This window comes from uncultured Psychrobacillus sp., assembly GCF_938022135.1.
Lineage (GTDB): Bacteria > Bacillota > Bacilli > Bacillales_A > Planococcaceae > Psychrobacillus.
The window spans coordinates 36,533-56,679 of sequence record NZ_CALIED010000067.1 but is presented as its reverse complement, the minus strand read 5'-3'; the positions used below and the strand labels follow the sequence as shown (position 1 = coordinate 56,679).

Here is a 20,147-nt window from a genome sequence, read left to right as displayed (position 1 = left end):
AAAGCTGATAATAGAAATAATTTTACGCCTTCTCTTTTAGTATGTCCATGATGAGAAAAGCAGTTTGCTTGTTTGGATTTAATCGGATGGTTTCGTTCCAGGCGGACGCTTTTTGCCGGCATGGCCTCCAATCGGCTAGTATTTTCATATGAGAAACTTAATGTAGCATATAAAAACTAGAAAACAGGGATTTTTACCTCACACTCCCCTTCCAAATAACAAAATACCTCAAAAGATTTATATCTCGAGGTATTTTGTCAATACTCTAACACCTCTAGAACTAGAGGCGAAAAGTTATTCTATAGTTTTAATAGTTTTCGGATCAATCAAGTCGTACCCTTTTGCTCGTAAGCCTTCTACAATTTTTGAAAGAGCTGCTGCGGTCCATTCTCGATCATGCATTAGCAAATTTGCTCCGTCTACTAGATACTCCGTATTAACCATAATATCTGCTAAACTATTAGCCTCCATATATTGTTTCTCCCAATCGTATCCATATGTCCAATTCATCAAGACCATTCCTTCTTGATGAACCAAGGACTTACTAAAATCAGTATTTACACCAAAAGGAGCTCGGAAAAATTTAGGCTTCTCACCGATCACTGCTTCTACCGTCTCGTTTACTTTAATTATTTCTTCTTGTTGCTGTTCTTCACTGCTATTTTTTAAATTCGCGTGTGTTTGAGTGTGATTTCCAATAGAAAAACCTAAATCATATATCTCTTTTAAATTAGCTTGTTCTTCCTCTGAATCTATGAAATGACCATTCACAAAAAAGATAGCTGGAGCATCAAGTTCTTTTAATGTTTTCGCCATTTCGACAGCATATTTATCTGGAGCATCGTCAATCGTTAAAAGCACAGCCTTAGGATTCGCATCAGTAATTGGTTTTATCGTCCAATTTGCCTCATTAATTTCATACTTTATTTCCGAAACAGGTTCTTCCTCAATAACTTCCTCTACAGGCTTTATTTCTTCCACTTTTTCAGTTTCTTCCGGCTTTGTTTCTACCGTTTCTTTATTAACTTCATTTTTTTCTCCAAGCTCTTTTTGAACTTCCGTTGTTTCTGCATTACATCCTACTAATAAAAAAGTTAGTGCTGCGGGTAATAACCAAGTTGTAAGTTTCAATATAATCACCATATCCCTTCTATTTCCATTCTAACAGTCATAAAGAAAACCGTGTAGAGTATTTCTACACGGTTTTATCGACCTACTTATTATTTAGATAGAATATGGATTGGGTGACCCATTACTACTTCTGCAGCTTCCATTGCAATTTCTCCAAGTGTTGGATGTGCATGAATAGTCATAGCGATATCCTCAACCGTCATACCTGCTTCAATTGCTAAACCAAGTTCAGCGATCATATCAGATGCACCTTGACCTACGATTTGAGCGCCAAGTAATAATCCATCTTCTTTACGTGAAACAAGTTTTACAAAGCCTTCTGTCGCGTTAAGAGCAAGTGCACGACCGTTAGCTCCGAACGGGAACTTACCAGCTGCTACATCAAATCCTTGTTCTTTAGCTTGTGCTTCAGATAAACCAACTGTAGCTAGCTCTGGATCTGTGAAGCAAACAGCTGGAATTGCAAGATAATCTACAACAGATGATTGACCAGCAATCGCTTCAGCAGCTACTTTACCTTCATAAGAAGCTTTGTGAGCAAGTTGTGGACCCGCTACTACATCACCGATAGCAAAGATATTGCTAATGCTAGTGCGACATTGCTTATCTACTTCGATTAATCCGCGTTCTGCGAATTTAATACCAAGCTCTTCTAAACCAATTTCATCGGTGTTCGGGCGACGGCCAACTGTTACTAATACATAGTCAGCTTCCACTTTTTTCTCTTCTCCACCAACTTCATAAGTTACAACGACGCCAGTATCAGACTCTTCAACACCTTTTGCAGATGCTTTTACTACCATATCTACGCCTTTTTTCTTCAAGCCTTTTTTAACAATAGTAGTCATTTGTTTTTCGAAGCCAGCTAAAATATCGTCTCCGCCTTCGATAATTGTAACTTGTGAACCTAGGTTAGCATATGCAGAACCTAACTCAGTTCCAATGTACCCTCCACCAATTACAACTAATTTTTCAGGTACCTCTTGAAGATTTAAAGCACCAGTCGAGTTAATAACACGTTTTGTATATTTAAATGTTGGAATTTCTACTGGACGAGATCCAGTAGCGATTATCGCATGTTTAAAAGTATAAGTTTGTGCAGACTTCTCATCCATTACACGAACTGTATTTGCATCAACAAAGTAAGCTTCACCAGAAACCACTTCAATATTGTTACCTTTTAATAATCCGGAAACACCGCTAGTTAATTTTTTCACAACACTTTCTTTGAAAGCTTGTGCTTTTGAAAAGTCAATTTTAACATCAGATGCCGTGATACCCATGTCATCTGAATGTTTTGCTTGTTCAAAACGGTGACCAACTGAGATAAGCGCTTTAGAAGGGATACACCCTACGTTTAAACATACTCCACCGATATGTTCTTTCTCTACAACTACTACCTTTTGCCCAGTTTGTGCAGCACGAATTGCAGCTACATAACCTCCAGGACCTGAACCTATTACTAAAGTGTCTGTTTCAATTGGGAAATCTCCTACGACCATTTTTTACGCCTCCATTAATAATAATTCTGGACTGCTTAATAAACGTTTTATATGGTTCAACGCATGTTGGGCAGTCGCACCATCGATCATGCGATGATCAAAGCTCAATGATAATGCTAACACAGGAGCGGCTACAATTTCACTATTTTTTATTACAGGTTTTTCTGAAATTCGACCAATTCCGAGGATTGCCACTTCCGGATGGTTGATAACAGGTGTAAACCATTGTCCACCAGCAGAGCCAATATTAGAAATTGAGCATGATGCACCTTTCATCTCAGCTGGAGATAATTTGCCGTCTCTAGCTTTTGTAGCTAATGAATTAATTTCGTCAGAGATTGTAAATACTGATTTACGATCTGCATTCTTAATAACAGGCACTAACAATCCTTTTTCTGTATCCGCTGCTATCCCTATGTTGTAATAATGCTTTTGGATAACTTCGTTTGTATCATCATCATACGAAGTATTTAAGGCTGGGAATTCACGCAATGTACTTACTAAAGCTTTCACTACATAAGGTAAATAAGTTAACTTGATATTTTTCTCTGCAGCTATTTCTTTGAATTTCTTGCGATGTGCAACTAGCTCAGTAACATCCACTTCATCCATAAGCGTTACATGTGGTGCAGTATGCTTGGAATTAACCATTGCTTTTGCAATTGCCTTACGCATTGGAGATAGTTTCTCACGAGTTTCAGGGAATTCTCCTTCTAAGCTAACTGGTGCAGAAGATTTTGTTTCTTGCACTTCCTCTTTTGCTTGAGCTGGAGAAGATTTTTTTTCTTCTACTGATTGATCTCCAGATAAGAATGCTTCAATATCTTCTTTTAAAACTCGACCGTTTTTCCCTGTACCATTTACGTCTGCAATATTAACTTCATTTTCACGTGCAAATTTACGAACGGAAGGCATCGCAATTACACGAGTGTCGCCTTTTGGCTCAGGCTTCGATTCATTCGTAGATGCTTTAGCCTCTGTTTTAGTAGGTGGTTGTTGGTTTTTAGAAGCATCTACAGGTTCTTTCTCCACTTCCTTACCATCCTCTAAAGTAGATTGTACTTGAGCTTCTGTTTTTTCTTCACCACTGTGATCTCCTTTAAATTGAAGATCCTCATAGCCCGGTGCGTCCAACTTAACTAGCACATCGCCAACTACAGCAACTGTTCCTTCGCTTACCAACACGTCTGTTACTTTTCCTTTTACAGGTGAAGGAATTTCTACGACAGCTTTATCATTTTGTACTTCGCAAAGGATATCGTCCTCATCAACTTCGTCACCAGCTTTAACAAACCATTTAACGATTTCTCCTTCATGTATACCTTCTCCAATATCCGGTAGGCGGAATTCAAATGCCAAAGTGCTCACCCTTTCTATTGTTCGTTTCTTTTAGAAATTTAATACTTTCTTTGCTGTTTCCATTATATCTTTAGAGTTTGGCAACCAAACTGTCTCTGCTTGAGAGAATGGGAATACAGTATCTGGTGCAGCCACACGTAGAACTGGAGCCTCTAAGCTTAGAATTGCTCTTTCAGTAATTTCTGCTACGACGTTTGCTGCGATACCAGCTTGTTTTTGCGCCTCTTGTACAACAATTGCGCGGTTTGTTTTTTCTACAGAAGCAATGATTGTTTCGATATCTAATGGTTGAACAGTACGAAGATCCACAACTTCAACAGAGTGTCCTTCTTTTTCTAGTTCCTCAGCTGCTTTCAAGCTTTCTTGAACCATTGCACCATAAGCAATGATCGTTAAATCAGTACCTTCACGTTTCACGTCTGCTTTGCCGAGAGGAATAGTATACTCTTCCTCAGGAACTTCGCCTCGGAAAGAACGATATAATTTCATATGTTCTAAGAAAATAACTGGATCATTATCACGAATAGCGGATATTAGTAAACCCTTTGCATCGTAAGGTGTAGATGGAATAACTACTTTCACACCAGGAGTTGAAGTCATTAAAAGCTCCAAGCTATCTGCGTGCATTTCTGGTGTATGAACTCCTCCACCAAAAGGTGAACGAATAGTTACTGGCGCATTAAAAGCACCACCTGTACGGAAACGCATACGAGATAATTGCCCACTAATGGAATCCATCACTTCATATACGAAACCAAAGAACTGGATTTCAGGAACTGGACGGAATCCTTGTAATGATAGACCAACTGCTAATCCACCAATACCTGACTCTGCAAGTGGTGTATCAAATACGCGATCTTCCCCAAATTCTTTTTGTAGTCCTTCAGTTGCACGGAATACTCCGCCGTTATTACCAACGTCTTCGCCGAAGACTAACACATTTTCATCATTTTTAAGCTCAGTACGGAGAGCATCCGTAATAGCTTGAATCATCGTCATTTGTGCCATCGGTTACTTCGACTCCTTCTCTGTATAGTAAGCTAATTGCTCATCTAAGTTATATGGATTTTCTTCATACATAATATTTATTAAATCTGTTACTTTTTGTTTTGGAGCAGCATCCGCTTTTTTGATTGCATCTTTAATTTCTTCTTTCGCTCTCTCAATTACTTCTGCTTCTTTTTCTTCATTCCAAATACCTTTGCCCTCCAAGTACTTACGGAAGCGCACTAATGGATCTTTTTTCTCCCATTCAGAATCTGTTTCTGATGTACGGTAGCGTGTAGGATCATCACCAGCCATTGTATGTGGACCGTATCGGTAACAAACAGTCTCGATTAAGCTTGGCCCTTCACCTTTAATAGCACGGTCTCTAGCGTCCTTCGTTGCAACATATACTGCAAGTGGATCCATTCCGTCTACTACGATACTTGGTAAGCCCGCAGCGATACCTTTTTGTGCAATTGTTTTTGCTGCTGTCTGTAGCTCACGTGGAGTAGAAATCGCATATTGGTTATTTTGGACAATAAATACAGCTGGTACACGGAAAGCTCCAGCAAAGTTAATACCTTCGTAGAAGTCACCTTGTGAAGAACCGCCGTCCCCTGTATATGTAATAGCAATAGATTTCTTACCGCGCTTTTGCATACCTAAAGCTACTCCAGCTGCTTGGATAAATTGTGCTCCAATAATTATTTGTGGTGGGAATACATTTACGCCTTCCGGAATTTGGTTACCCATAAAATGACCACGTGAGAATAAGAATGCTTGCCATAACGGTAAGCCATGCCACACTATTTGTGGAACATCGCGATAACCCGGTAGGATGAAATCTTCTTTCTCACACGCAAAATGAGAAGCAAGCTGGGAAGCTTCTTGCCCCGCTGTTGGTGCGTAGAAGCCAAGACGTCCTTGTCGGTTTAACGAAATAGAACGTTGATCTAATATTCTTGTATAGACCATGCGACTCATTAATTCCACTAAATCTTCTTCAGATAAATTAGGGTTCGCCTGTTCATTAACGATTTCCCCATCTTCATTTAAAATCTGGAACATTTCAAACTTTTCTTCGATTTCATGAAGCGTTTTCATTGGGTCAAACTGGGTTTCTTTGTTTGAAGCCATAAAGCACCTCTCCTTTTTCTCTGTATTAAAATTTATTTACACATTGATTGGTACAATATCAATTCCATCTAAGTATACTCAAGAATAAATGCTCGGTCAATCATCTAGAACTCTATCATTTTTATATTAGAATATTATAAACATTTTATTCTGTACTAGTCGTTAATTTCATCTGTATTATATCAGTTTGAAGAAATCGCCTGATTTTTATTACACCTTTTTCAAACAGAATTTCTATACTGGTATATAAACCACCTTTTCGATATACATACCACCTCTTCTATTTTTTACACATTTTTTATTTTTATGCTCATAGAAAATCACCTTAAAGATTAATAGGATAACTCTAATAAAAATTCTAGTGATTCACTTTCCGTTACAACTCGACCATTAATAATCAGTCTCTATATGTTTTGACTCCTAATGTTGAGCTTATCGCTCACCCAGAGGAAAGCTTCTGGGTGGTGCGGAAATCAACCTTCAGATTAAAAAATTTATTTGCATCATATAAATCAACCCTCCCCTTTATCAGAGCCTAAATATAAAAATACCCCGCAAATGTTAATTATGTTACTAACATTTGCGGGGCAACTATTCATAAGGCAATCTATTATTCTTCTTTTTGAAGTGTGGAAAAAGCCTGATCTTTTACTTCATTTAATTGTTTAGTTAAATCATTAAATTCTTGAACTGCTTGTTGCACAGCTTCATTCTGCTTATTAACCTCTGCAACCTGCTCTTGAATTTTAGATACGTCCGCTTCTTCATCTAAAAGCATATTATAAAGAGCGTCTTGTAAGCTTGCAAGAGAGTTATATTGTTCAACCAACTTATCATACGAATCATATCGATTTTTAAAAGCATCTTCTACTGAACGGATACTTTCCTTTTCGGATTCCTCTTTAGCATCAGAAATAACTGACTCTAGGTCTGTAAGCTTCTCCTTTGCTTTCGAAATGGAATCTTTTTCTTTTTCTACCAGTGTCATACGTTCTTCTAATAGATTAGCAGTTGCATCTACTTGAGCACTAAGCTCTTCTTTTTGGTCCTGAGTTAATTCCATCATGCTTTGAAAATTTCCCTGTTCCTTTAACTCTGTTTCCTTCAAGGAAGTCTGAACTTCTCTATAGCCTTCTTCTGCTTCATAGATTTCAGTTAAAACATCAGATAATTTTTCCTGAGTACTTTCTCCAAAAGAGCAGGCAGACAATAGTAAAAGTGACATGAAAGGAACCACGAATATTAATTTTTTCATTCCGTAACCTCCTATACCCATTTTCAACTATAATTGTTCTAGTTACTAAATTCAACTGACTTATATACCTTTTTGTTTAGTAAAACGACATAATTCGATATAATAGAAATATGAAATTTGAAAGGACGATCAAGATGATTTTAATGCCTAACATTATTAGAGATGGACATCCTACTCTACGCAAGAAAACGGAAGAGCTTACCTTTCCACTCACTGAGGATGAAAAAGCTCTGGCACATGATTTATTGGAGTACGTTATAAATAGCCAAGATGATGAAATGGTGAAAAAATACAACCTTCGTCCTGGAATTGGAATTGCCGCACCCCAAGTAAACCAATCTAAAAGAATGTTTGCCATACACCTAATGGATGAGAACGATCAGGAAATAAGCTTTGTTGCAGTTAACCCTAAAATTATTAGCCATTCCGTAGAAAAAACATATATACCTTCTGGTGAAGGCTGTCTATCTGTAGACGAAGTTATTGAAGGGTATGTTCCTCGATATGCCAGAATTACAGCAACTGGATTTTATCCAGATGGAACTCCATTTAAGAAACGTCTAAAAGGTCTGGCTGCTATCGCCTTCCAACATGAATTAGACCATTTGAATGGCATTATGTTTTATGACCATATTAATCCACAAAATCCTTATGCGGAAATAGCAGATGCATTTCCTTACGAAAATAAATAATTAAAAAGATTGGCCTCTACGGAGACCAATCTTTTTTTACTAATAAATGCTCTGCTCCTAAAGTAACTACCATTAGTTTATATCGGACAATTTTGGCATAGCAGACAACGCCCCAAAGTTTGTAGCACAAATAGATCCAAGCTTATTCCCAAAAGCAATATAACTGATCCATTCTTCCCTAGTTTCAGGCTTACCTTCTGACTGGATTTTAGATAGAATTCCTGCCATAAATGCATCTCCAGCACCTGTTGTATCAACAGCTATTACTTTTTCAGTTGGAATATGAACCAGTTCCCCTTCGATCATGGCGTATGTTCCGTTTGCTCCTACTGTTACAAGGATTACGGAAATATTATATTCTGCTAATCTATTAAGTCCCTCTAATTGAGTATTAGCTTGAGTTAAAAAGAGAAGTTCTTCCTCCGTGATTTTAAAAATATCTACGTCATGAAGAAATGAACAAATTGTCTCTCTGCATTGCTGTTCAGTATTCCATCTTAAAGGGCGAATATTAGCATCAAACGATATTAGAGCACTAGATTTTTTTATTTGTTCTACTATTTTTTTAGTAGTCTCTCTAGCGATTGAATGAAATAATGTCCCAGAGCAAAAATGGAAAGCACTTGCTTGATTAAAAGCATTCAAGTCTATCATAGAGAAATCTACTTGTAAGTCAGGCGTATCATCTAAATAAGTATGAAAATGACGATCGTTATTTTCTGTTAAGTGCACATAAACTCCACTTATAGATTTTTCCGGGTCGACCTGTATATAAGAAAGGTCAACTCCTTCTGCTTCTAGCTCCCTTTTCACAAATTTAGAGGTATCATCTTCTCCGATAATAGTTATAAAAGAGGAAGAAGAGCCTAGTCTGCCAATACCTGCAGCTACATTTACAGTGGCTCCCCCTAAAAACTTTTTAAAGCTCTTATTTGTCTGATCCTTTGAAATATAGTCAACAAAGGCATCGCCATATACTAATACGTACTTATTACTTTGCTCTATCATGTGATACTCCTTTAAATTAGCTTTAATTGCCTCATCGCATTTACTAAACCATTTTCTGAGACATGTTCTGTAACGATTGTTGCGTGTTTTTTAAGTTCATCTACAGCATTTCCCATAGCTACACCTGTACCTACGAACTTCAGCATTTCTACATCATTTAATCCGTCCCCGAATGCAACTGCATTTTGACGAGTTTCTCCTAAGTATTCTAAAAGTATCTCAATCCCAACAGCTTTAGACATGCCCTTAGGGAGCACATCACAAGATACTCTGTGCCATCTTACAAAGGACAAGTTAGGAAATGCACGTTCATACTCCTCTTGTACTTCTTCTTCACAAAAGACAAGTGCCTGATGAATATCATTATTTAAATAAAAGTTTTCTGCCTGTCTCGGAAAACCAACCTTTAATGTTGAAATACTTTCAATTACATCTTGATGATCAGGTACATTAGAAACCATCTCATGACTGTCCATATATACTAAAGGTTGGTCTTTCAAAGCTGCAAACTCCGAAAGTTTTTTTAGCTCTTCCTTATCTATAACACCTTTATGTATGGTTTTGCCCTCAAATTGAACAATTTGACCATTATAAGTTATATAAGAATCAATTTGAAGTTGATCTACGATTGCTTTAGCAAGAAATGGCGCCCTCCCAGTAGCAATTACAGTAATATGTCCATTTTCTCTCGCTTGTTTAAACGCTTCTTCTACCCCTTCAGGAATATTTTTCTCTAAATCTAAAATGGTTCCATCTATATCGAAAATCAATACTTTTTTTTCCATTATTTTTTTCTCCCTTTTCAAGTTAAATTATTTGACTTTTCTGTTAAAATCCTTTACAAACTCCACAATTTCATATATAATACGTCATAAGGAGTGGATTGCCATGTTGAAACGCTTGAAAAGAAAACTGTTGCGGCGACTCGGCGGAATGCTCAGAAACAAAACTATTGCTTAAGTCAAATGTCTTGCCCTTCAAAATTTGGAGGGCTTTTCTTTATTTTAAATAAGTAGCGTGATAATATAAAGAGAATTGATTTATTTTGAACGTGAAAAAGGAGAGTATAAAAATGATTTATAAAGTTTATTATCAAGAAAACGCACTAGAGGTACCAGTTCGCGAAAACACTAAAAGCTTATACGTAGAGGCTGATTCAGAGCGTGAAGTTCGTTCACTTCTTATAGACCGCAAGTATAACATTGAGCTTATCCAGCTGCTTGAAGGTAACCACTTGGAATACGAACAAGCAAGTCCAAATTTCAAAGTAGAAGAGTTGTAATTCATGAAATTTGTAAAAAATGACCAAACAGCTGTTTTCGCCCTCGGCGGACTAGGTGAAATCGGCAAAAATACGTATGGCGTTCAATTTCAAGATGAAATTATTCTAATTGATGCTGGTATTAAATTCCCAGAAGATGATCTTTTAGGAATCGATTATGTGATCCCAGACTATACTTATTTAGTCAAAAATGTGGACAAGATTAAAGGCCTTTTTATTACCCACGGACATGAAGACCATATTGGTGGAATTCCTTACTTACTAAAGCAACTCAATGTCCCAGTTTACGGAAGTAAGCTAGCATTGGGTCTACTTCGAAACAAGCTAGAAGAGCATGGCTTACTTCGTCAAACGAAAATGAATGTAATCGAAGAAGACGATGTGATTAAGTTCAGAAAAACAGCTGTAAGCTTTTTTAGAACTACGCATAGTATACCTGATGCTTTTGGAATTGTGGTAAAAACTCCACCTGGTAATATTGTGCATACAGGAGATTTTAAATTTGACTTTACTCCTGTCGGCGAACCTGCAAACTTAACGAAAATGGCAGAAATCGGTCGTGATGGCGTTCTTTGTCTTCTTTCAGATAGTACTAATGCTGAAGTTCCTAACTTCACAATGTCCGAACGCAAAGTTGGAGAAAGTATGGATTCCATTTTCCGTAAAGTAAATGGTCGTATTATTTTTGCAACCTTTGCTTCGAATATCCATAGACTTCAACAAGTAATAGACGCTGCGATTCATCATAATCGCAAAATTGCTGTTTTTGGAAGAAGCATGGACAACAATATTACAATTGGACGAGAGCTAGGTTATATTACAGCCCCTAAGGAAATGTTCATTGATACAAGCGCATTAAACCGATTACCTGCTAACGAAGTTTTAATCCTCTGTACAGGTAGTCAAGGGGAACCAATGGCAGCTCTTTCTCGAATTGCTAATGGTACTCACCGACAAATTCAGATTCAGCCAGGAGATACCGTAGTATTTTCTTCTTCTCCTATCCCAGGTAACAGAGCAAGCGTTAATAGAACGATTAATCTGTTATTCCGTGCGGGTGCTGAAGTTATTCATGGTTCCTTGAACAATGTCCATACTTCTGGGCATGGCTCTCAGGAAGAACAAAAGCTAATGCTACGTTTGATGAAGCCAAAATTCTTTATGCCAATCCACGGTGAGTTCCGTATGTTAAAAATCCATACAGAATTAGCGGCAGATTGTGATGTTCCTATCGAAAACACGTTTATTATGGAGAATGGACAAGTTTTAGCTTTAAGCTCCAACGAAGCACATATCGCAGGACGTATCCCATCTGGAGATGTCTATATTGATGGTAGTGGTATCGGGGATATTGGTAATATTGTATTAAGAGATCGTAGAATTCTTTCTGAAGAAGGCTTAGTAATAGTAGTTGTTAGTGCGGATATGGAAAGAAAGAAAATTGTTTCTGGTCCAGATATTATTTCTAGAGGATTCGTGTATATGCGTGAATCTGGCACCATGATTAATGAAGCACAGCAAATGCTAAATAAACATTTAAGATTTACCATTCAAGACAAAGCAATAGAATGGTCTGAATTGAAAAACGAAATTACAGATGTTTTAAGCCCTTATTTATATGAAAAGACTAAACGCCGTCCAATGATTTTACCAATCATTATGGAAGTGTAAATAGTATAATCTAATCTAGTAGCTTTCTACTAAATATCTTCGACTGCAATCATCCACGAGGTTTTCGTGCGTGATTGCAGTCGTTTTTTAATTTTATAATTGCTTATTTATAGTAAACACGAATAATTAAAAGAGAATAATGAAAATTAAATGCTTTAGTCAATAAAGTAGTATTGATTTTCGCTCATATCTCGGACGCTTTCCGCGGGGGGAGCGAAAAGCCACCCCCCCATCGCTTACGCGCGTGGTTGTGATGTCTTATCTGTCTCCCTCCTCCCGCTGGAGTCGCCGCCTGCCGCTACAATCAATATAGAGAAAATGTTCGTGTTTAATCGGTAAAATGCTGTTTACAAAAATAATACAAAAAATTTTATGCATACAAAAAGCGAGTAGGTAAACATACCCTACTCGCTAAGTTACTTACTCTATAGTAAACAAAATGATGGAACATAGGGGACTTGAACCCCTGACCCCAACACTGCCAGTGTTGTGCTCTCCCAACTGAGCTAATGCCCCGTATAAATCATGTAATAATATTGTAAGGGAAAAAAGTAGGAAAGCAACCCCTTTTTGGGAGATTGCGGTTATAAATTGATGTCCTTAAATCTAGCTGGATAAACGAGTCTATTAAAATATCCCGTGATGGATAGGCTGATAGCATATCGCTCATCCAGCAAAAAGCTGCCAACTAATTTTTCGACAGAATGAACACTTCATTTATTTAAGAAAGAACCTTCTTTTCGAAACGATTGATATCCACGTCTGCTCCAATGATGATGAGCACATCATTCAGCTGCATCTTATCCTGTGCCTGTGGAGATACAATAATCTCTTTTCCCCTTTTTACCGCAACTATATTAATACCGTATCTAGCTCGTATATCCAAGTCCACTATAGAGAATCCAGCAATTTTTTCATTTACTTTAATCTCCATAATAGAATGCTCATCGGAAAGCTCCAAATAATCTAAGACATTGTTGGACAGGATGTTATGAGCGATTCGTATCCCCATGTCCCGCTCTGGATGAACTACTTGATCGGCTCCAATTTTACGTAACACTTTTTCATGATAATCATTTTGAGCTTTTACTGTAATTTTCTTCACACCTATTTCTTTTAGCATAAGCGTTGTAAGAATACTAGATTGAATATCATCACCTATTGCAACAATAACATGCTCAAAGTTTCTAATCCCGAGCGATTTTAAGACTGCTTCGTCTGTCGTATCCGCAATCACTGCTTGGGTTGCTATGGAGGCAAATTCATCAACTCTTTCTTGTACCTTATCAATGGCCATAACATCGGCGCCCTGCTCCATTAACTCTTTGACGATACTTCCACCAAAACGACCTAAACCAATAACAACAAATTCCTTCTGCATAGCTGCGCCTCCTAGAACTAATTGCCATTAGTTTAACACAACAGTGGTTCTACTGCTATCTAGATTTCCATCATTTTTTAAACCCATGTTTATTATTAAAAATTAGATCTCTTTTATCAAGAGGACAAGTCGCTTTTCCAACATTTGCAACCCTCTCTCGCCAGCCTGTCTGTGTCGCAGTCGGCCTTTTTTATCAAACAAATAAAAATTTGGTACAAGCTTACACTGGTACATTTCAGATAGCACCAAATCATGATCTAGACAAATCGAGTCATAAATTCCTGCAGCAGAAGCTGTCGACTTCACCAAGCTTTTACTCGCATCTTCAGGAGACCTAGGCATATGAATAGCAATGACATTAAACTGATTTTCATACTTCTCTTTCCATTTATTTATCAATGGTGGAGCAACCTTACAGGCATCACAGCTAACAGACCAAAAATAGACAAGCAAAGGCTTTGTACCTAATAACTGTCCCTTTGTCCACGATCCGTTTAACCATTTAGTCGTAATAGGAAACTCCGGTAACTCCTCTCTCAAATTCATCCATATCTCTCCTTTATCCGTCATCCATATTCAGTCTATGCAACTAAGAGACAGTTGCATCTAATAGTTGGAAAAATTTTTTTTTGTATTATCTTTAAAAAGTTGTTAAAGTAAACTTAAAGTTATGTTAAAATAAACTTTGTTTTATGGAAAAGCTCTTTATTTTACAAAAGAGAAGGAGCGTAATTACATGCAAATTGGTAGAAAAATTAAACAGTTAAGGCTGAAAAAAGGTCTAACACAGGAAGAACTAGGCGAGAGAACGGACTTAAGCAAGGGTTTCATATCCCAGCTGGAAAGAGATCTAAATTCTCCCTCAATTGAGACACTTTTTTCTATCCTAAATGTTTTAGGTTGTAAGCCTAAGGATTTCTTTGACGATGAACATAGTAGAACTAAGGTGGTTTTCCAAGAAGAGGAGCAGACTGTTTACATAGATGAAGAAAAAAAGTACAAGCTTCACTGGCTTATTTCTGAATCCAATGAAAACGATATGGAGCCAGTATTGATCACTTTTGATAAAGGCGGTCAGTTTAAAGAGTTTGAACCTTCCTTATCTCAAACTTTTATATATGTTTTACAAGGTCGCGTCGAGTTACAACTTGGCAAACAACACTACTTTGCTTCGGCTGGAGAGTCCCTCTATTTTGAAGCGGCAGATCATCATCTTTTAAAAAATGCATCAGATGATATCTCCAAGGTTATTTATGTCGTCACGAATTCTTATTTATGAAAATGGAGGGTTATTATGTCAGAGACACCTATTATTCGCTTTGAAAATGTTACTAAATTTTATGATGAGGACACAACAGTTCTTAAAGACATTAATTTTGAATTAGAGCGTGGAAAGTTTTATACATTGTTAGGCCCATCTGGTTGTGGGAAAACAACTATCCTTCGCTTAATAGCTGGTTTCATGCAGCCTTCAAATGGCAGTATTTATCTTAACGGGAAGCTAATTAACAATGTGCCAGCTAACCAACGCCAAGTAAATACAGTGTTTCAGGACTACGCTTTGTTTCCTCACTTAAATGTATTTGAAAATGTAGCATTCGGGCTACGTATCAAAAAATTAGGAAAAAAAGAAATAGAGGACAGAGTATTAGAGGCGTTAAAATTCGTTAACCTAAACGGCTATGAAAATAGAGAGATAGCAGAGATGTCTGGAGGACAAAGACAACGTGTCGCTATTGCTAGAGCTATTGTCAATGACCCTGAAATTATACTACTAGATGAGCCCCTTTCAGCATTAGACTTAAAACTACGATCCGAAATGCAATACGAGCTTCGTGAGCTGCAACAACGTCTAGGTAAAACATTTATCTTCGTTACCCATGACCAAGAGGAAGCACTTGCAATGTCGGATGAAATCTTTGTCCTAAATGCTGGGAACATTGAACAAAGTGGTACGCCTATGGATATTTACGATGAACCGATTAATCGTTTTGTTGCAGACTTTATTGGGGAGTCTAATATTGTTGAAGGAACAATGGTAGCAGATTTCCGTGTTCGTATCGGTGGCAAGGAATTTGAATGTGTAGACCAAGGTCTAAACCCAAATGAAAAAGTCGATATCGTTATTCGTCCAGAGGATTTAGAAATCACAACGATTGATAAAGGAAAAATGAAAGTTAAAGTAGATACCCAATTGTTTAGAGGAGTTCACTATGAGCTTTCCACTTATGATGAAGAAGGAAATGAGTGGTTAGTGCATTCAACTAAAAAGGCAGCCGTAGGTGAAATGATTGGCTTAAATTTTGATCCAGAGTCTATTCATGTTATGCGTCTGAATGAAACAGAAGAAGAGTTTGATAAACGCCTAGAGTCTTACGGAGAAGACGCTTATGGAAACTAAAAAAGCTAGGGCGCTTTATCTAATACCCTACTATGCTTGGATTCTGTTATTTGTAATAGCTCCAATTGCATTAATCGCTTATTATTCCTTCTTCGATTTAAGCGGAAACTTTACTTTAGATAACTATCAAAATTTCTTTACGTCTGTTTATTTAAAACTAACACTTAGCTCTTTCTGGTATGCGTTCCTAATTACTTTGTTCTCATTATTAATCGCATATCCAACAGCTTATCTTTTGACTAAAACAAAGCATAAACAATTATGGTTACTTTTAATCATCATTCCATCATGGATAAATCTATTATTAAAAACATATGCCTTTATCGGTATTTTCGGCTTATACGGCCCAATTAATGCTTTCTTAAATGTATTCGGTATAGGAGAGCAACAAATACTATTTACTGATTTCAGTTTTATTTTCGTTTCGGTATATATTTTTATACCATTTATGATTCTTCCAATCTTTAACTCACTCGATAAGTTAAATCCTTCTCTTATTGATGCAAGTAAAGATTTGGGAGCTTCTGGTTGGACAACCTTTAGAAAGGTTATCTTCCCTTTAACAACAAATGGTGTAAAGGCTGGAGTTCAAGCAGTATTTATTCCCTCTTTATCCCTATTTATGATTACCCGCTTAATCGCTGGTAACAAAGTAATTACTTTAGGAACAGCTATTGAGCAACAATTCCTCGTAACTCAAAACTGGGGAATGGGTTCAACGATCGCTGTATTCTTAATCATCTTCATGGTAATCGTAATGATTATTACAGGGCAAAGAGATAAGGGGGCAACTTCCAATGGGAAACACAAGTAAGGCAGCAAAAATATATTTAGTCCTTATTTTCGTCATTCTTTATGCTCCTATTTTTTATTTGATATTCTATTCATTTAACAGCGGCGGTACGATGAATGAATTTGACTCCTTTACTTGGGAGCATTACGCAGCAGTATTTTCTGATACTCGCTTAATTATGATACTTATAAACACAGTTATAGTCGCATTACTATCTGCTTTAATTTCAACGGCTATTGGAGTTCTAGGTTCCTTAGGAATCGTTTATATTAGAAACAAATCATTGAGAAATTCGATTTTATCGTTAAATAACGTGTTAATCGTAAGTCCTGACGTTGTCATTGGTGCGTCATTTTTAATTCTTTTCACTATGGTGGGCGTTAAGCTAGGATTTGCCTCTGTGCTTATTTCTCATATTGCTTTTAGTATTCCTATTGTTGTTTTAATGGTACTTCCAAAGCTACAAGAGATGAACAGCTCATTAATCGATGCTGCAGCTGACTTAGGTGCAACTAGAAGAGACATTTTAAGAAGGGTTATCATCCCTTTCATCAAGCCAGGTATTTTCGCAGGTTTCTTTATGGCACTTACTTATTCTTTAGATGATTTTGCAGTCACCTTTTTTGTAACAGGAAATGGTTTTAGTACTCTATCTGTTGAAATATACTCCATGGCTCGAGCTGGAATTACTTTAACGATAAATGCACTTTCAGGTATTATTTTTATCGTAACATTGTTCTTAGTTGTAGGTTACTACTTCATTAGCCAACGAGGCGGTAAAAACCTGACAGGAATGGGGATACGTAAATGAAAGAGATTGTAAGAGCAGCTGTAGCCATTATAGTTGTATGTATCGTATTATTTATCACAAACGATTATTTAGGAAAAAGTGCAAATAATGCCGGTAGTGATACTGTTACTGTCTTTAACTGGGGAGAATACATTGATCCTGAGTTGATAAACCAGTTTGAAGAAGAAACCGGATATCGTGTGGTTTATGAAACCTTTGACTCAAACGAAGCCATGATGACAAAAATTGAACAAGGTGGGACTTCCTATGATATAGCTGTCCCTTCAGAGTATGCTATTGAAAAAATGAAGGAAAATGATTTACTCTTGCCAATAGATCATTCTAAATTACCGAATCTACAAAATGTGGATCCATACTTTTTAGATTTACCTTTTGACCCTAAAAATGAGTTTTCTATCCCTTATTTTTGGGGAACAGTAGGAATTGTTTATAATCCTTCCCTATTGGAGGGACAAACATTTGAAAGCTGGGATAATTTATGGGATCCATCCTTAGAAGGCAAAGTATTGTTAGTAGATGGAGCACGTGAGGTTATTGGAATGGGATTAAATAGCCTAGGTTATTCCTTAAACTCTACTGATGAAAATGAGCTTCAGAGTGCTCTTGAAAAGCTTCAAGGCTTGACTCCTAATGTAAAGGCTATTATTGGCGATGAAGTAACGCAGCTGATGGTAAATGAGGAAGCAGCTGTAGCCCTTACTTGGTCTGGACAAGCTGCTGACATGATGTGGGAAAATGAAGAACTAGACTATTCTGTTCCTGAAGAAGGCTCTAATTTATGGTTTGATAATATGGTAATTCCAAAAACCTCCGCGAATGTCGATGGTGCTCATGCATTCATTAACTTCATGTTAGATGCAGAGGTTGCTGCCCAAAATGCAGATTATGTTGGTTATTCCACTCCTAATACTGCAGCGATGGAAATAATGGATGAAGAGGTTATCGCAGACGAGCGTTTCTATCCTACCGAAGAAGCTAGAGATAATTTAGAAGTATACAAAAATCTAGGTCTCGAAATGCTAGGCCATTACAATGAATTATTCTTGAAATTTAAAATGGGAGATAATTAATTTCAACATATTAATTATAAATTAAAACGTGAAATTAATTTTGATATGCTCCCCAATAGGTAGACAGATGAAACTGTTTACCTGTTGGGGGGTATTTTTTTTATGGCGCGAAGTAAGCTATTTTATTGAACAACCTCCCAATTTTTAATAAAATTAGTCTTCATAAATATCATTGCAGATCATTCAATCTAATCCTACTCTTACGTTCATTGTCGCGACGAATGATGACTTATCCACTTCCCCCGTCGAAAGCGTCCTCTGTATATGCTTAAACCAGCTATATCATTAATACTTTATATTGCTATTATTTATTTTACACAGTACTCTAATTGAAGAAAATTGTATAACTTTTCGGGACACGAAAGTATGTATTAATGGGAAAATATGATATTATCGATAGATGAATAATAGTACGAGAGAAAGCAGGAGTCGTTATGACAGAGAAAAGAAATAAATTCGCATTATATATTCTGATGTTCAATATGTTTATTGTAATGTCAGGGATAGGAATTGTTATTCCAGTAATGCCTTCTTATTTAGAAACTTTTGGAGTTGCTGGGCAAGCCTTAGGTTTTATTATCGCATCCTATGCCTTAGGACAATTTATATTTTCCCCATTAGCGGGTGAACTATCTGACAAACATGGAAGAAAAAAAATGATCATTATTGGCTTGATCATCTTCGCTGTTTCACAATTATGGTTTGGGATAGCTACTCAAGAATGGATGCTCTATATTGCAAGATTTATGGGTGGAGTTGGAGGAGCATTTTTAGTACCTGCAACGATGGCCTTTGTCGCTGACATCACAAGTTATGAAGAACGTGGGAAAGGTATGGGGTTCATTGGAGCTTCCATGTCACTAGGCTTTATGATTGGGCCGGCTATTGGAGGATTTTTAGCAGGAGTTAGTTTATCCTTTCCATTTTATATGGCCGCGGTAGTTTCTTTTCTTTCCGCAATAGTATCCTTAATCATTTTGCCTGATATTAAAAATGTAATAACTGATTTAAATCCAGCTATAAAAAAACGTGAAAATATTCTTACTCAAATGAAAAGCTCGATTTATACACCTTACTTTATGATGTTATTTATCATTTTTGTATTTTCTTTTGGAATCGCCAACTTCCAGGCAACCTTTTCTTTATATGTAGATCACAAATACGAATATAGTCCGCAAAGAATAGCCGCTATTTTAACGGTAGGTGGATTTGTGGGAGTGGTTATTCAAACAGTTGTCATTGATCGCTTATTTAAACGTTTTGGTGAATTAAACGTTATTCTTGTCAACTTAGTTGTGGGAGCCGTCTCATTAGTTCTATTCTTTTTAGTAGATTCCTTTTGGCTTATCTTGTTTTTAGCAACAGTCTTCTCGATTGCTACTACATTGATTAGACCAGCTGTTAATACCATCGTTTCTAAGCTCGCTGGCAATGAGCAGGGGTTTGCTGCTGGTATGAATAATGCTTATATGAGCTTAGGTAATATGATTGGCCCAGCACTTGCTGGTATATTATTTGACGTAAATATTAACATACCGTTTTTAGTAGGTGCTGTAATTTTACTTTGCACTTGGGTCATTACACTTGTTTGGGTTAAAAAGAAGAAACCTGTCATTCTATGATAAAAGCGCAACAGAGGAAACAAGCCTCTGTTGCGCTTTTACATT

General features: G+C 36.9%; 19 protein-coding genes and 1 tRNA gene. 9 read left to right on the top strand and 11 right to left on the bottom strand.

The features are described from left to right. Positions 1 to 294: 294 nt before the first annotated feature. The 6 genes from Q0371_RS13290 to Q0371_RS13265 all read right to left on the bottom strand — a co-directional run bounded on the left by Q0371_RS13290 (position 295) and on the right by Q0371_RS13265 (position 7,371). On the bottom strand, positions 295 to 1,140 hold the full coding sequence (locus Q0371_RS13290) for a polysaccharide deacetylase family protein (protein ID WP_298471886.1): 846 nt from the start codon (positions 1,138 to 1,140) through the stop codon (positions 295 to 297). Positions 1,141 to 1,220: 80 nt separating this feature from the next. Continuing rightward, positions 1,221 to 2,633 (bottom strand): dihydrolipoyl dehydrogenase, encoded by a 1,413-nt coding sequence (gene lpdA, locus Q0371_RS13285; protein WP_169358928.1) that lies wholly within the window; start codon positions 2,631 to 2,633, stop codon positions 1,221 to 1,223. A 3-nt stretch (positions 2,634 to 2,636) separates the two neighbouring features. Then, positions 2,637 to 3,992 carry a dihydrolipoamide acetyltransferase family protein gene (locus Q0371_RS13280; protein WP_298471884.1) on the bottom strand — a complete coding sequence of 452 codons (1,356 nt, stop codon included), beginning with the start codon at positions 3,990 to 3,992 and terminating at the stop codon, positions 2,637 to 2,639. A 30-nt stretch (positions 3,993 to 4,022) separates the two neighbouring features. Further along, positions 4,023 to 5,000 carry an alpha-ketoacid dehydrogenase subunit beta gene (locus tag Q0371_RS13275; protein ID WP_251552959.1) on the bottom strand — a complete coding sequence of 326 codons (978 nt, stop codon included), beginning with the start codon at positions 4,998 to 5,000 and terminating at the stop codon, positions 4,023 to 4,025. A gap of 3 nt (positions 5,001 to 5,003) precedes the next feature. Continuing rightward, positions 5,004 to 6,116, bottom strand: coding sequence for a pyruvate dehydrogenase (acetyl-transferring) E1 component subunit alpha (gene pdhA, locus Q0371_RS13270; protein ID WP_298471880.1), 1,113 nt, complete (start codon positions 6,114 to 6,116; stop codon positions 5,004 to 5,006). A gap of 610 nt (positions 6,117 to 6,726) precedes the next feature. Then, positions 6,727 to 7,371, bottom strand: coding sequence for a YkyA family protein (locus Q0371_RS13265; RefSeq protein WP_169358924.1), 645 nt, complete (start codon positions 7,369 to 7,371; stop codon positions 6,727 to 6,729). A 134-nt stretch (positions 7,372 to 7,505) separates the two neighbouring features. Here Q0371_RS13265 and def point away from each other — a divergent pair, with 134 nt between their 5' ends. Beyond that, positions 7,506 to 8,063, top strand: a complete 558-nt coding sequence (gene def, locus Q0371_RS13260; protein WP_169358923.1) for a peptide deformylase — start codon at positions 7,506 to 7,508, stop codon at positions 8,061 to 8,063. Positions 8,064 to 8,135: 72 nt separating this feature from the next. Here def and Q0371_RS13255 read toward each other — a convergent pair whose 3' ends face one another. Together Q0371_RS13255 and Q0371_RS13250 are read right to left on the bottom strand one after the other, a co-directional pair. Continuing rightward, on the bottom strand, positions 8,136 to 9,071 hold the full coding sequence (locus Q0371_RS13255) for a carbohydrate kinase (protein WP_298471878.1): 936 nt from the start codon (positions 9,069 to 9,071) through the stop codon (positions 8,136 to 8,138). A gap of 11 nt (positions 9,072 to 9,082) precedes the next feature. After that, positions 9,083 to 9,856 carry a Cof-type HAD-IIB family hydrolase gene (locus Q0371_RS13250; RefSeq protein WP_298471876.1) on the bottom strand — a complete coding sequence of 258 codons (774 nt, stop codon included), beginning with the start codon at positions 9,854 to 9,856 and terminating at the stop codon, positions 9,083 to 9,085. 287 nt (positions 9,857 to 10,143) lie between these two features. Here Q0371_RS13250 and Q0371_RS13245 point away from each other — a divergent pair, with 287 nt between their 5' ends. Further along, positions 10,144 to 10,353 (top strand): DNA-directed RNA polymerase subunit epsilon, encoded by a 210-nt coding sequence (locus tag Q0371_RS13245; protein WP_298471874.1) that lies wholly within the window; start codon positions 10,144 to 10,146, stop codon positions 10,351 to 10,353. A 3-nt stretch (positions 10,354 to 10,356) separates the two neighbouring features. Beyond that, positions 10,357 to 12,024, top strand: a complete 1,668-nt coding sequence (gene rnjA, locus Q0371_RS13240; protein ID WP_169358919.1) for a ribonuclease J1 — start codon at positions 10,357 to 10,359, stop codon at positions 12,022 to 12,024. A gap of 443 nt (positions 12,025 to 12,467) precedes the next feature. Here the strand turns inward: rnjA and Q0371_RS13235 are convergent. From Q0371_RS13235 to Q0371_RS13225, 3 genes are all read right to left on the bottom strand, one after another. Continuing rightward, a tRNA-Ala gene (locus tag Q0371_RS13235) sits at positions 12,468 to 12,540 on the bottom strand. A gap of 205 nt (positions 12,541 to 12,745) precedes the next feature. Then, the gene (locus Q0371_RS13230; protein WP_169358918.1) at positions 12,746 to 13,405 is read right to left on the bottom strand and encodes a TrkA family potassium uptake protein; all 660 of its coding nucleotides are present in this window, start codon (positions 13,403 to 13,405) and stop codon (positions 12,746 to 12,748) included. Between the two features lie 102 nt (positions 13,406 to 13,507). Beyond that, positions 13,508 to 13,951, bottom strand: a complete 444-nt coding sequence (locus tag Q0371_RS13225) for a TlpA disulfide reductase family protein (protein WP_169358917.1) — start codon at positions 13,949 to 13,951, stop codon at positions 13,508 to 13,510. 190 nt (positions 13,952 to 14,141) lie between these two features. On the opposite strand from Q0371_RS13225, the gene Q0371_RS13220 reads away from it, so the two are divergent. The 6 genes from Q0371_RS13220 (at position 14,142) to Q0371_RS13195 (ending at position 20,102) form a co-directional block, all read left to right on the top strand. Then, a complete protein-coding gene (locus Q0371_RS13220; RefSeq protein ID WP_169358916.1) occupies positions 14,142 to 14,684 on the top strand; it encodes an XRE family transcriptional regulator in 543 nt (180 codons plus the stop codon). A gap of 15 nt (positions 14,685 to 14,699) precedes the next feature. Further along, positions 14,700 to 15,806, top strand: coding sequence for an ABC transporter ATP-binding protein (locus tag Q0371_RS13215; RefSeq protein WP_169358915.1), 1,107 nt, complete (start codon positions 14,700 to 14,702; stop codon positions 15,804 to 15,806). Then, a complete protein-coding gene (locus Q0371_RS13210; protein ID WP_169358914.1) occupies positions 15,796 to 16,620 on the top strand; it encodes an ABC transporter permease in 825 nt (274 codons plus the stop codon). The genes Q0371_RS13215 and Q0371_RS13210 overlap by 11 nt, the downstream gene beginning before the upstream one ends. Beyond that, on the top strand, positions 16,604 to 17,410 hold the full coding sequence (locus tag Q0371_RS13205; RefSeq protein ID WP_169358913.1) for an ABC transporter permease: 807 nt from the start codon (positions 16,604 to 16,606) through the stop codon (positions 17,408 to 17,410). Before Q0371_RS13210 ends, Q0371_RS13205 begins: the two co-directional genes overlap by 17 nt. Continuing rightward, entirely contained in the window at positions 17,407 to 18,480 is a 1,074-nt protein-coding gene (locus Q0371_RS13200; RefSeq protein ID WP_298471867.1) for an ABC transporter substrate-binding protein, read from the top strand. Before Q0371_RS13205 ends, Q0371_RS13200 begins: the two co-directional genes overlap by 4 nt. 434 nt (positions 18,481 to 18,914) lie before the next feature. Continuing rightward, complete coding sequence (locus Q0371_RS13195; protein ID WP_169358911.1) at positions 18,915 to 20,102, top strand: MFS transporter; 1,188 nt, start codon at positions 18,915 to 18,917, stop codon at positions 20,100 to 20,102. The last annotated feature ends 45 nt before the right edge of the window (positions 20,103 to 20,147 follow it).

Coding starts and splice junctions, on each gene's coding strand:
- Q0371_RS13200 (WP_298471867.1), top strand. CDS start 17,407: ATGAAAGAGATTGTAAGAGCAGCTGTAGCCATTATAGTTGTATGTATC.
- Q0371_RS13210 (WP_169358914.1), top strand. CDS start 15,796: ATGGAAACTAAAAAAGCTAGGGCGCTTTATCTAATACCCTACTATGCT.
- Q0371_RS13275 (WP_251552959.1), bottom strand. CDS start 5,000: ATGGCACAAATGACGATGATTCAAGCTATTACGGATGCTCTCCGTACT.
- Q0371_RS13225 (WP_169358917.1), bottom strand. CDS start 13,951: ATGAATTTGAGAGAGGAGTTACCGGAGTTTCCTATTACGACTAAATGG.
- rnjA (WP_169358919.1), top strand. CDS start 10,357: ATGAAATTTGTAAAAAATGACCAAACAGCTGTTTTCGCCCTCGGCGGA.
- Q0371_RS13265 (WP_169358924.1), bottom strand. CDS start 7,371: ATGAAAAAATTAATATTCGTGGTTCCTTTCATGTCACTTTTACTATTG.
- Q0371_RS13250 (WP_298471876.1), bottom strand. CDS start 9,856: ATGGAAAAAAAAGTATTGATTTTCGATATAGATGGAACCATTTTAGAT.
- Q0371_RS13220 (WP_169358916.1), top strand. CDS start 14,142: ATGCAAATTGGTAGAAAAATTAAACAGTTAAGGCTGAAAAAAGGTCTA.
- Q0371_RS13255 (WP_298471878.1), bottom strand. CDS start 9,071: ATGATAGAGCAAAGTAATAAGTACGTATTAGTATATGGCGATGCCTTT.
- Q0371_RS13245 (WP_298471874.1), top strand. CDS start 10,144: ATGATTTATAAAGTTTATTATCAAGAAAACGCACTAGAGGTACCAGTT.
- def (WP_169358923.1), top strand. CDS start 7,506: ATGATTTTAATGCCTAACATTATTAGAGATGGACATCCTACTCTACGC.
- Q0371_RS13205 (WP_169358913.1), top strand. CDS start 16,604: ATGGGAAACACAAGTAAGGCAGCAAAAATATATTTAGTCCTTATTTTC.
- Q0371_RS13230 (WP_169358918.1), bottom strand. CDS start 13,405: ATGCAGAAGGAATTTGTTGTTATTGGTTTAGGTCGTTTTGGTGGAAGT.
- pdhA (WP_298471880.1), bottom strand. CDS start 6,116: ATGGCTTCAAACAAAGAAACCCAGTTTGACCCAATGAAAACGCTTCAT.
- Q0371_RS13215 (WP_169358915.1), top strand. CDS start 14,700: ATGTCAGAGACACCTATTATTCGCTTTGAAAATGTTACTAAATTTTAT.
- Q0371_RS13195 (WP_169358911.1), top strand. CDS start 18,915: ATGACAGAGAAAAGAAATAAATTCGCATTATATATTCTGATGTTCAAT.
- lpdA (WP_169358928.1), bottom strand. CDS start 2,633: ATGGTCGTAGGAGATTTCCCAATTGAAACAGACACTTTAGTAATAGGT.